Source organism: Rothia sp. 11273D007AR (assembly GCF_053547255.1).
Genome location: NZ_JBPPWJ010000020.1, coordinates 21637 through 33583 on the forward strand (window position 1 = coordinate 21637; position 11947 = coordinate 33583).

General features: G+C 60.0%; 13 protein-coding genes. 12 read left to right on the forward strand and 1 reads right to left on the reverse strand.

Annotation, left to right across the window (positions count from 1 at the left end; genetic code table 11):
• Nucleotide 1 precedes the first annotated feature (1 nt).
• From ACED88_RS10165 to nrdF, 9 genes are all read left to right on the forward strand, one after another.
• Entirely contained in the window at nt 2-226 is a 225-nt protein-coding gene (locus tag ACED88_RS10165) for a hypothetical protein (protein WP_237193927.1), read from the forward strand.
• 268 nt (nt 227-494) lie between these two features.
• Nucleotides 495-1586 carry a 2,3-butanediol dehydrogenase gene (locus tag ACED88_RS10170; RefSeq protein WP_449109521.1) on the forward strand — a complete coding sequence of 364 codons (1092 nt, stop codon included), beginning with the start codon at nt 495-497 and terminating at the stop codon, nt 1584-1586.
• A gap of 170 nt (nt 1587-1756) precedes the next feature.
• Complete coding sequence (locus ACED88_RS10175; RefSeq protein ID WP_449109522.1) at nt 1757-2197, forward strand: hypothetical protein; 441 nt, start codon at nt 1757-1759, stop codon at nt 2195-2197.
• Between the two features lie 138 nt (nt 2198-2335).
• Complete coding sequence (locus tag ACED88_RS10180) at nt 2336-3418, forward strand: App1 family protein (RefSeq protein ID WP_449109523.1); 1083 nt, start codon at nt 2336-2338, stop codon at nt 3416-3418.
• A gap of 495 nt (nt 3419-3913) precedes the next feature.
• Nucleotides 3914-4147, forward strand: coding sequence for a glutaredoxin-like protein NrdH (gene nrdH / locus ACED88_RS10185; RefSeq protein WP_449109524.1), 234 nt, complete (start codon nt 3914-3916; stop codon nt 4145-4147).
• 116 nt (nt 4148-4263) lie between these two features.
• Nucleotides 4264-4710, forward strand: coding sequence for a class Ib ribonucleoside-diphosphate reductase assembly flavoprotein NrdI (gene nrdI, locus ACED88_RS10190; RefSeq protein WP_185174643.1), 447 nt, complete (start codon nt 4264-4266; stop codon nt 4708-4710).
• A complete protein-coding gene (nrdE, locus tag ACED88_RS10195) occupies nt 4674-6854 on the forward strand; it encodes a class 1b ribonucleoside-diphosphate reductase subunit alpha (protein WP_449109525.1) in 2181 nt (726 codons plus the stop codon). The genes nrdI and nrdE overlap by 37 nt, the downstream gene beginning before the upstream one ends.
• A gap of 209 nt (nt 6855-7063) precedes the next feature.
• Complete coding sequence (locus tag ACED88_RS10200) at nt 7064-7501, forward strand: MarR family winged helix-turn-helix transcriptional regulator (RefSeq protein WP_237236135.1); 438 nt, start codon at nt 7064-7066, stop codon at nt 7499-7501.
• A gap of 109 nt (nt 7502-7610) precedes the next feature.
• The gene (gene nrdF / locus ACED88_RS10205) at nt 7611-8585 is read left to right on the forward strand and encodes a class 1b ribonucleoside-diphosphate reductase subunit beta (RefSeq protein WP_237242228.1); all 975 of its coding nucleotides are present in this window, start codon (nt 7611-7613) and stop codon (nt 8583-8585) included.
• 93 nt (nt 8586-8678) lie between these two features.
• Here the strand turns inward: nrdF and ACED88_RS10210 are convergent, their stop codons facing one another.
• Complete coding sequence (locus ACED88_RS10210; RefSeq protein WP_449109526.1) at nt 8679-9158, reverse strand: hypothetical protein; 480 nt, start codon at nt 9156-9158, stop codon at nt 8679-8681.
• A gap of 195 nt (nt 9159-9353) precedes the next feature.
• On the opposite strand from ACED88_RS10210, the gene ACED88_RS10215 reads away from it, so the two are divergent.
• Genes ACED88_RS10215 through ACED88_RS10225 form a run of 3 tightly spaced genes read left to right on the forward strand, consistent with a single transcriptional unit; the run spans nt 9354 to nt 11856 of the window.
• Complete coding sequence (locus tag ACED88_RS10215; RefSeq protein ID WP_449109527.1) at nt 9354-10184, forward strand: GNAT family N-acetyltransferase; 831 nt, start codon at nt 9354-9356, stop codon at nt 10182-10184.
• Nucleotides 10184-10873, forward strand: coding sequence for a lipoate--protein ligase family protein (locus tag ACED88_RS10220; protein ID WP_449109528.1), 690 nt, complete (start codon nt 10184-10186; stop codon nt 10871-10873). The genes ACED88_RS10215 and ACED88_RS10220 overlap by 1 nt, the downstream gene beginning before the upstream one ends.
• Entirely contained in the window at nt 10873-11856 is a 984-nt protein-coding gene (locus ACED88_RS10225; protein WP_449109529.1) for an SOS response-associated peptidase, read from the forward strand. The genes ACED88_RS10220 and ACED88_RS10225 overlap by 1 nt, the downstream gene beginning before the upstream one ends.
• Nucleotides 11857-11947: the final 91 nt, after the last annotated feature.

Sequence of the window (11947 nt, forward strand, 5' to 3'; positions counted from 1 at the left end):
CGTGCTGGCAGAGAACTGGCAGGTCTGGACCTCCCCGGCCCAGCTTCTGGTTGATAGCAATCGTAAGGCAGACCTGGCTGCAGCGAGTGCAGCTGTGCGGGGCCTCCTGTCAGAGACAAACGCAGCTATCAACACCTTTGAGTCCACCAGCATCACCAACACCCTCACCACCTACCACCACGAATTCACAGCCCACACCCACGGCACCTGCACCGCCCACTCCTAACCAACGAAAGACCCACCCACCATGACCACCCTCCACATCAACTGGGGCAGCTGCGCCGCCCGCGGCCTCTACTTACCGTCGAGGGTGGCCTAATTACGGGCAGGGCCTAAGGAGCGGCTATGCCTGCAACCTGTCGAAATATGGCGTAACCGGTGCCACAAGCAGGTGCTGTGGGGATAGGATGAAAGAGGTCATAGACGACCAAACCTCGCTACCAGCTCAGCCAGGTAGCGGGGGAGACCTCTTATCGAAACAGGTGATGACTCCCATGAAGGCAGCCCGCTTTTACGACAACAAAGACATCCGCATCGAAGATATCGACGAACCCACCGCAGGCGCTGGCGAAGTCCTCATCAAGGTAGCCTGGTGCGGTATCTGCGGCACCGATCTTCACGAATACCTCGACGGCCCCATCTTCTGCCCCACCCACAGCACCCCGCACCCCATCTCCGGCGAAACCGCACCCGTCACCATGGGCCACGAATTCTCCGGTGTCGTAGAAGCCCTGGGCGAAGGCGTCACCGACCTAGAGGTAGGCGACCACGTTGTCGTTGAACCCTACATCGTACGAGACGACGTAGAAACCGGCCCCGGTAACAAGGACTACCACCTCTCCAAAGACATGAACTTCATCGGCCTCGCCGGGCGCGGCGGCGGCCTTGCCGAAAAGATCGCCGTCAAGCGCCGCTGGGTCCACAAAATCTCCAAAGACATCCCCCTCGACGAAGCAGCCCTCATCGAACCTCTCACCGTGGGCTACCACGCCGTTGAACGAGCCGGGGGAGTCAAGGACGGCGACGTCGCCCTCATCGGCGGCGCAGGACCCATCGGCCTGCTCACCGCAGCCGTCCTCAAAGCCCAGGGCGCAACCGTCGTCATGAGCGAACTCTCCAGCCTCCGCCGCCAAAAGGCCCTCGATGCTGGGGTAGCGGACTACGCTCTTTCACCTGCCGAAGTAGACGTCGTTGAAGAAGTCAAAAAACTCACCGACGGCCGCGGCGCCGACGTCGCCTTCGAATGCACCTCGGTCAACGTCGTCCTCGATACCCTTTTTGATGCCATCAAGCCCCAGGGCGTCATCGTGGTGGTCTCCATCTGGGGCAAGCCCGCCCAGCTCGACATGCAAAAACTCGTCCTCAAGGAAGTTGATTTGCGCGGCACCATCGCCTACGTCAACAACCACCCCGACACCATCAAGCTGGTCGAATCAGGCAAGATCAACCTCAAGCCCTTTATCACCGCCAAAATCGCTCTCGAAAACCTCATCGACGAAGGCTTCGATACCCTCATTAACCGCAACGAAACCGCCGTCAAAATCCTGGTCACGACCGACCCCGAGCGGCTAGGCAACGCTCAGTAGCTGGACACTACCAGGACGCCACACCCCGGGCGGGCACCCTCCACACCGGAGAGTGCCCGCCCACTCAATGTCCGCTGCTGCCACCTACAGCCAGACATTTAGCCACAAACTGTCGTCTAACGGCGCGTAGCATTGCCCTAAGAGTCTGTGAAGACGCTATATTTTTATGTATGGCAAAGAAAAAAGTTACCGTAGTATCCGCGCTTGCGGCGACCGCCCTGCTTGCAGGCTGCGCGCAAACCATCGTACCCGGCATGGGCATCGAAGCAACTGACGGCTGGGGCGGCCGCGACGATATCACCATCGAGGTAACTGCCGAACACAACGGCGCAGAGGTTCCCGCAACCATCACCGTCTACCAGGACCAGATGAGCTTCGACGGCAATCAGGCTGAATTCGAAGGCGAGGCCTTCTACAAACTCACCTACGACAACCTCGCAGACCTCTCAGACTCACAAATCCGCGTCTCCGTCACCGCCGAAGACCCCGAAGCCGAGGTATTCTGCGCCATCAAGGGCACCGGCTACTCCCTCGAAGAAGGCGACCACGTCAACCACGCCAACGAAGCAGACGGCACCGGCAGCGCCACCTGCGGCCTCAACATCGACTAACACCACCACCACACACCACACACAGGTGGGCACCAAAGACGGTGCCCACCTCTTCCTTTAACAACACACCCACCCCACAACACACCAAAGCCCCACCCATAACATGCACCAACCACCCAAATATGAAAAACTAGGTCTATGACCACAGGGGCACACGAAATCCGCACCATCGTCGCAGAAGCAGCCGACGAAGCCGTCAACATCGGCTACCGCATAGGCGACAACATCCACTCCTACCGCGAACGCAAAGCACAAAAAAACGGCCTAGAACCCGTCATCGTACCCAGCGTCGGCTACGGCGCCAAAAACTGGGTACGCATCCTCGGCCGCGCCCTCTACAAAACCGACCTCTTCGAAGAATTCTTCGACTCCGTCGAAAAAGGCGACCCCACCATCGAACCCGTCCGCGGCTGGCGCTCCTTCACCTCAGTCGCCATCTCCCACGCCCCCATCGACATCCACATCAACAACCAACACCACCGCGTCCACGCCGACCGCGGAGGAGTCGTAGACGTCAAACTCAACATCACCCTAGAACCCGGCACCCACCAAGTCACCATCACCACCCCCGGCAGCCAACCCGCCATCACCAGCGTCTACGTCGTCCCCGAAGACCAAACCATCGGAATCATCTGCGACGTCGACGACACCGTCATGAACACCGCCCTACCCCGCCCCTTCGTCGCAGCCTGGAATAGCTTCGTCCTCAACGAACACGCCCGCTCCGCCACCCCCGGCATGGCCGTCATGATGGACCGCCTCCACCGAGCCCACCCCACAGCCCCCTTCATGTACCTCTCCACCGGCGCCTGGAACGTCACCCCCACCCTCCGCCGCTTCCTCCACCGCAACGGCTACCCCAAAGGCACCTTCCTCCTCACCGACTGGGGCCCCACCCCCGACCGCTGGTTCCGCTCCGGCTCCCAACACAAAGTCAACACCCTCAAACGCCTCGCCACCGAATTCCCCCACATACGCTGGATCCTCATCGGCGACGACGGCCAACGAGACCCAGAAATCTACAACGGCTTCGCCGTCCGCTACCCCCACAACGTCGAAGCCATCCTCATCCGCAACCTCACCTTCGGCGAATCCGTCCTCTCATCAGGCCGCGTCTGGGGCGACAACCGCGCTCGCGATATCACCAAGGGCGACCTCTGGCTTGAAGGCAACGACGGCACCGCCCTCTACGAGCAGCTCAAAGACCGCGGGCTCGTCTAAACAACCGCGCTTAAACACCTTAAGGGGCACCCTTGTCAAGCCTGACGGGGTGCCCCTTTGCGCGACACGCCCCCGGCAAAAAACCTTAAAAAACAGGCCCGTGCAGCCCCCAAGACTCAAGGCTCAATTTAGGGTTGAAAGCCCCCGCCCTGATATCACGCGGGACGTCCGGTCTTAAGCCCCAGGGGGCTCAGCAGCCCCTGAACTTAAGGTCACACCATCACTCCAAACCTCACATAAAAACCCTTCATGTGGATAACTTTCCCTTAAAGCCCGCAAACGCGCGGAAGGGCTGTGGATAGCGCACCGATTTAAAAAATTTCGTAACAGACCACACTATGTAGGGCTAGATGCGCTCTTCAAACACTAGATGTAGTATTAAATCTCGGTTCGGGCGACCAGAGAGAAAGCGCCGCGCGAACCCATACCAGCTCTTTCGAGAGCCCCTATGCCAGAAACCTCCCGCAACACGCGGGACACCAAGGAGATACCCCAATGACCGTTACGGTGTACACCAAGCCTGCCTGCGTCCAGTGCAACATGACCTACCGCGCTCTCGACAAGCTCGGCGTCCAGTACAACACCGTTGACATCACCGAGGACCCCGCAGCCCTCGAACTCATCAAGGGCATGGGCTACATGCAGGCCCCCGTTGTAATCGCCGGTGAGGACCACTGGTCAGGCTTCCAGCCCGACAAGATCAACGCCCTGGCCAGCGCCGCAGCCTAACCGCTGACCACCTGCCCGGGGAGCACCCGCCGCTACAGGCGTCCGCACCCGGGCCTTTTCTTACCCGCGCCACGCGCGCCCACACCCACCACGACCAGATCCAGGCACCAGCCCCCATGGACACCACAGACACCACCGGACAGCCCACCATCGTCTACTTTTCATCGGTCTCAGAGAACACCCACAAGTTCGTGCAGAAGACCGGAATAAAAAACATACGGCTACCGCTGAAGACCAGTGAAGACCCCCCACAGGTCACCGGGCCCTATGTGCTGTGCGTCCCCAGCTACGGGAGACCCGGGGGAGCGGGCTCCATACCGCCCCAGGCCGTAAAGTTCCTCAACAACCCCCACAACCGGGAACTCCTGCAAGGAGTCATCGGCGCGGGAAACACCAACTTCGGTGACCTCTTCTGCGTAGCAGCAGACAAAGTCGCCGCCAAATGCCACGTGCCCGTGCTCTACAAATTTGAGCTCATGGGCACCGAAGAAGATGTAGAAACCGTTCAAGAAGGATTGGAAAAATTTTGGATTCAAAACTCCCTGTACCCGGCCTCAGCGTAGAACCCGGTCACGAGGATCCGAGCACCCCCGAGAAATACCGTGGCATGGGGTACCACGAACTGAACGCCCTTCTGAACCTCTACGATGAGAACGGCCAGATTCAGTTCGAGGCAGACCGCCAGGCAGCCCGCCAGTACTTCCTGCAGCACGTCAACAACAACACCGTCTTCTTCCACGACCTGGAGGAAAAGATTGACTACCTGGTCAAGCACCAGTACTACGAGCCCGAGGTTTTCGAGAAGTACTCCTTTGACTTCGTCAAGTCCCTCTCCAAGCTGGCCTACTCCAAGAAGTTCCGCTTCCCCACCTTCCTGGGTGCCTTCAAGTTCTACACCTCCTACGCGCTGAAGACCTTCGACGGCCAGCGCTACCTGGAACGCTTTGAGGACCGTGTGGTCATGGTCGCCCTGCTGCTGGCAGAGGGCGATGAGGCCCTGGCAACCAAGATTGTCGAAGAGGTCATCTCCGGCCGCTTCCAGCCTGCCACCCCCACCTTCCTCAACGCCGGTAAGAAGCAGCGCGGCGAACTGGTCTCCTGCTTCCTGCTGCGTATCGAAGACAACATGGAGTCCATCGGCCGCTCCATCAACTCAGCCCTACAGCTGTCCAAGCGCGGTGGCGGCGTAGCCTTCGCCCTGACCAACCTGCGCGAAGCCGGCGCCCCCATCAAGAAGATCGAGAACCAGTCCTCAGGCGTCATCCCCGTGATGAAGCTGCTGGAAGACTCCTTCTCCTACGCCAACCAGCTCGGTGCCCGCCAGGGTGCAGGCGCAGTTTACCTGCACGCCCACCACCCCGATATCTACTCCTTCCTCGACACCAAGCGCGAGAACGCCGACGAGAAGATCCGCATTAAGACCCTCTCACTGGGCGTTGTGATCCCCGATATCACCTTCGAACTGGCCAAGAAGAACGAGGACATGTACCTCTTCTCGCCCTACGACGTTGAGCGTATCTACGGTGTGCCCTTCTCAGATATCAACGTCACCGAGAAGTACTACGAAATGGTCGACGATGCCCGCATCAAGAAGACCAAGATTAACGCCCGCGAGTTCTTCCAGACCCTGGCTGAGATTCAGTTCGAGTCGGGCTACCCCTACGTCATGTTCGAAGACACCGTCAACAAGGCCAACCCCATTGACGGCAAGATCATCATGTCTAACCTCTGCTCCGAGATTCTGCAGGTTTCAGAGCCCTCTGTCTACAACGCTGACCTGGGCTACGAGACCATCGGTAAGGACATCTCCTGCAACCTGGGCTCCCTGAACATAGCCCTGGCGATGGACGGCGGCGACCTGGGCCAGACCGTCGGCACCGCTATTCGCGCCCTGACCGCTGTGTCTGACCAGTCCGATATCACCTCTGTTCCCTCCATCGAGCGCGGTAACTCCATGAGTCACGCCGTTGGCCTGGGCCAGATGAACCTGCACGGCTACCTGGCCCGCGAGCACGTCTACTACGGTTCTGAAGAAGCCCTGGACTTCACCAACATGTACTTCTACACCGTTACCTACCACGCGATTCGCGCCTCTATGGAGATTGCCCGCGAACGCAAGGAGACCTTCGTAGGCTTCGAGAACTCCAAGTACGCCTCGGGGGAGTACTTCGAGAAGTACATCAACGGCACCTGGGATTTTGAGACCGAGCGCGCCCGCGAGCTCTTCGCCGGTCATTTTGTGCCCACCGCTGAGGACTGGAAGCAGCTGGCCGCTGAGGTTGCTGAGCACGGTATGTACAACCAGAACCTGCAGGCTGTTCCGCCTACCGGTTCTATCTCCTACATCAACGGCTCCACCTCGTCGATTCACCCCATTGCCTCGAAGATTGAGATCCGTAAGGAAGGCAAGCTGGGTCGTGTCTACTACCCGGCTCCCTACATGGACAACGAGAACCTGGACTACTACCAGGACTCCTACGAGATCGGCTACGAGAAGATTATCGACACCTACGCCGTTGCTACCCAGCACGTCGACCAGGGCCTGTCGCTGACCCTCTTCTTCAAGGACACCGCCACCACCCGCGACGTCAACAAGGCCCAGATTTACGCCTGGCGTAAGGGCATCAAGACCATCTACTACTCACGTATTCGTCAGATGGCTCTTGAGGGTACCGAGGTTGAGGGCTGCGTTAGCTGCATGCTCTAAGGCCTGAGGCGGGGTAGGGCGTTGTGCTGATAGGGCGCGGACGCCCGCCTCGGCCAGGCGGGGCCCGTCATCTTGTGTGGGTGGCGGGCTTTCTTTATCGCGGTATATAATCTATATAACTGATAAGTTAAACTGATTATTTTAGGCTGGCGCCCTTGGAAAATTTTTCATATGAGCAGGCGGGTACCTTACGTTACTCGGTGTTTAGAATGCATCGACGACTGAGGAACGAGACCGACTCGCACTCACCCCTCTCGTTTGCTGAAGAAACCGTGCTCGCCCAGCTCCAAGCTGCCCCGCGGCAAACCGGTGCTGAACTGGCCCGCTTTCAGCGCATGACCCCGCAGTCCATGAACAAAATCGTGGCCTCGCTCCTGCGCCGCGGCTATATCGCCCCGGGTAAAAACCTGCACGACAAGCGCCGCAAGGAGCTCTACCTGACTGAACAGGGGAGTGCCACCATTGACTCCATCATCAGCCGCCGCGACCGCTGGATCGTAGAACGAGCCGACGAAATACTCACCGCGGACGAGGCCGCGCAGCTTGCTGCGGCCCTGCCGCTGCTGCGCCGCCTCGTCGATAGAGAAACCAAAGCCGAACGCCTAGCCGCCCTACAAGAAGAAGCGGGCGACGTCGTCCGCCCCTGAGATATTAAGCAAACCGAGCCGCTGGTGCGAAAACCGCCCAACGGTGAAAGAATAGAACCAAGCCTATTCCAGGCACCACACCAACCCGACATGAGGAGAACCCATCACCATGAGTGAGAAGGTCGAACTGGTCAACCACGTTGAAGCTATCAACTGGAACCGCATCGAAGACGAAAAAGACCTTGAGGTCTGGGATCGTCTGACCGCTAACTTCTGGCTGCCCGAGAAGGTGCCGCTGTCGAACGACGTGCAGTCCTGGAAGACCCTGACCGAGGAAGAAAAGCAGCTGACCATGCGCGTCTTCACCGGCCTGACCCTGCTCGACACCATCCAGGGCACCGTCGGCGCTGTCTCCCTGCTCCCCGACGCTGTGACCGCCCATGAAGAGGCCGTGTACACCAACATCGCCTTCATGGAGTCGGTACACGCTAAGTCCTACTCATCGATCTTCTCCACCCTGGCCTCCACCAAGGAAATTGACGAGGTCTTCCGCTGGTCCACCGAGAACGAGCACCTGCAGAAGAAAGCCCGCATCGTCATGGACTACTACCAGGGCAATGACCCCCTGAAGAAGAAGGTCGCCTCAACCCTGCTGGAATCCTTCCTCTTCTACTCAGGCTTCTACCTGCCCATGTACTGGTCATCACGTGCCAAGCTCACCAACACCGCTGACCTGATCCGTCTGATCATTCGCGATGAGGCTGTGCACGGCTACTACATCGGCTACAAGTACCAGCGCGGCCTGGAAAAGGAGACCGCTGAGCGTCAGGCAGAGCTGAAGGACTACACCTTCGACCTGCTCTATGAACTGTACGAGAACGAGGTGGCCTACACCCACTCCCTCTACGACGGTGTTGGTCTGAGCGAGGACGTCAAGAAGTTCCTGCACTACAACGCCAACAAGGCACTGATGAACCTGGGCTATGAGGCTATGTTCCCGGCCTCCGTCACCAATGTGTCACCCGCGATCCTCTCAGCCCTCTCACCCAACGCCGACGAGAACCACGACTTCTTCTCCGGCTCCGGCTCCTCCTACGTGATCGGCAAGGCCGTGAACACGGAAGACGAGGATTGGGACTTCTAAATGCCCTAGTCAGAGCTATAAAATGGCCCCTTGTTGAACCCCTTTCTGCGGGAACGGCGAGGGGCCGTTTTCATAAAACGAGCAGCAGGGGGCTTAGCCCCACCACCTTCTCCACACCGTTTTCTCGGGGTAGGTGCGGCGGACGTCCGCCAGGGCCTTTATGCGGGCGCTGCTGGGGCCGTCCCACAGAATCCATTTCACAAATTCAAGGTTGAGCTTCTCGGGGCAGCCCTCGGTCATATCAGGCCGATTGGTCCCGCGGTAGGTGAGCCAGCGGCGTCCTACCCTCCACAGGCGCACTAGGCGGGGTGCTAACAGCACATAGATACGGTCAGCCTCAGCCAGCCGCCGTTCAAAGTGCACGTCGGAATAGCCGCCCTCAATCACCCAGGCTTCATTCTCATCCAGAAACTCGCCCACAAGAGCGCGTTCGTCCGTAAGATCCCGCTCGACCCACCCCGGCAACCAGTGAACGGTATCAAGGTGCAGCAGCGGTACCTCGTACCCGGCAGCCAACCGTCGCGCCCAGGTGGACTTACCGGCGCCACTCAAACCCAGAACAAGAATCTTCATACCTCCAGCATAAACACCGACACCCCGCATTTATTCTGAAAAAGCCGCAACTAGTTGCGGGGAAAACAGAATAAATGCGGGGCACAGCCCGCCCGCACCATCAGCCTGCCCCGAAATGTAAAGCTGCCACCGGCGTCCGCGCCCTTCCCAAAGCGAGTACCCTAGATACTGACCCCATCGAGCAGAAAGAGAGCCATGCCCGCGCCTATCACCAGCTACCAGCAGGCCGAGAAGATTCTGGCTGCGCAGCTGTCCATTGACCTGTGCCTGCCCGAGCAGGCCATTGATATAGCGCAGCAGCACGGCTCAACCCACCTTTCGGCGCGGCGAATTCCCCTCGACGAGATGCACCCGGCCCGCCGCCGCTACCGCGACCACTGGGAGCTACGCCTGATTAACTATCGGGGGCTCACCGTCATCTGTGCCCAGCACCCGCGCGTGCGCGAGGCCGCCGACAACCTGCTGGCTGGCGATAACGGGAACTGGGTGGGGGACTATTCCGAGCTGCGCAAACTCAACGACTACCTCACCCCCTACGCCCTACAGATGAGCGGCACATCCCTCTTTTTCACCCCCGGTAGGGATTTCTTTACCCATGGTGCGGACGCCCGCCCCGGCTTACCCGCCGAGGGCTACACGGTGCGGTGGCTAGAACCTTCAGAGCTAGAGAAGTATCGCGGCAACCCCGATTTTGAGAACGCGCTCGGTTTCAAAGAGCTGCGCCCCGATGTGCAGGTACTCGGTGCCTACGCCGAGGGGGATCTGGTAGCCCTGGCCGGTGCTAGTGAAGACTCCGACTGGTGCCGCCAGATTGGTATTGATGTACTGCCCGGCCATCGCGGCAGGGGGCTGGCGTCTTACCTGGTCAGAGAGCTGTCACAGGCTATTCTCGCCGAGGGGTTCGTGCCCTTCTACGGCACCAGCCCCTCGCACATCATCAGCCAGCAGGTTGCGCTAAATGCGGGCCTGCGCCCGGCCTGGTGGGAGTTCGTCTCTACCAGCTTGAACGAAATTTCGGTGGACTAATGCTGCACCTTGACCGCGTTGACCCCGCCACCGGCGGAACTATGGCCGAGATGGTTGATTCAGCCATGGCGACCGTCCGCGCAGTGGGCAGGGGAGAGGCTCCCAGCACCCTGCGTCTCTATCGGCCCAAGCCAACGGTGGCTTTTGGGCGCAGGGACGAGCTCAACCCCCGCTTCGCTCAGGCCCGTGCGGCTGCGGTGGGCCGCGGGTTTGAACCCCTGGTGCGTACCGTGGGCGGGCACGCCGCCGCCTATCACCCGGGCTGCCTGGTGGTGGACCATTTTCAGAAGGCGTCAGACGCTGTCAGCGGCAACCACGAGCGCTACGGCATCTTCGGGGCCATGTTTGCAGAGGCCCTCACCAGCCTGGGCATTCCTGCCGGGGTGGGGGAGTTGCCCGGCGAGTACTGCCCCGGTGAGTATTCGGTCTGGGGCCAGTTACCCGGCGGTCAGCGGGTCAAGCTCATTGGTACCGCCCAGCGGGTCGTCGCTGGAGCCTGGTGGTTCTCATCGGGCATCGTGGTGACAGGGGCCGATAGCCTGCGTGAGGTAACAACAGACGTTTACCAGGCCCTCGGCCTACCCCTGGACCCCGCAACAGTGGGAGCAGCAGCCGACATCGAACCCCTCATCACCGTCGACGACCTTGAAGACGCCGTCATTGAAGCCTATGAAAGCGAGGGGTTCTAGTGTGCGGACGCTACGCCCTTGAACTGGCCCAGGACCACCCCCAATACATGGCAGGGGTTGAGATCACCGACCCCATCACAAACTACAACGTTGCCCCCACCAGCACAGTTCCCATTCTGGTGGACCGGCTAGTGAGCCCCGCCGAACAGGTTACCGGGGCGGACGCGCCCGCGCGGGCGGGTGCGTCCGCCCCCTCTGGCGGTGGGCAGGGGAACTCCCCGATTTTCACACGCGAATTGCACTCGGCCCGCTGGGGTCTGCTGCCGGGCTGGGCGAAGGACCCCGCCTTCTCATCGCGGGCCTTCAACGCCCGCAGTGAGACTATCTTTGAAAAGTCCACCTTCCGCGAAGCTGCTGTCTCGGGGCACTGCGCCGTGCCCGTGAGCGGTTACTACGAGTGGAAAACTGAAACCACCGCTGCGGGTAAACAGGTCAAAACCCCTTATTTTGTGCACCGCACCGACGGTCGTCCCATCTACTTCGCCGGCCTGTACGAGTGGTGGAAGATTCCAGCAGAATTCGCCGGGCCCGATGGGCCTTTTGCGGGCAAGCAGGGGGAGTGGCTGCTCTCCTGCTCGATCGTGACCATGGATTCGCCCGGCAACGGCGAGTTCGACCCCGGAATCATGGCTGACCTGGGTGGCGACCCCGGTTACGCAAACAAGATTGAACGGGAACTGGGCCAGCTGCACAACCGCCTGCCCATACCTCTTCACGTAGCCGACGACGCTGATATCAGCGAATCGGATAGCCTCACCACCTGGCTGCGGTCAGGCCGGCCAGCCGGTTCCCCTAAACCCAGCACCGAACAGAAAAGGGCCTACCGTACCCAGGCACAGGCGTCCTTGCAACTCATCCGTGAACAGGCCTTCGCCGAAACCGCAGGCTGGGCCCTACGCGAGGTGAGTAAGGACGTCGGCAACGTCCGCAACAACGCCCCCTACCTGCTAGAGCCGGTCGAAGATTTACTCAGTGGGCTGTAAAAAGACTGATGAATGGGTTATAGGCAGAAAAGTGTGTCCCCAACACCCCCACAACCCAATCAACACAAGGCAACCAACCCCACAAGCTAGC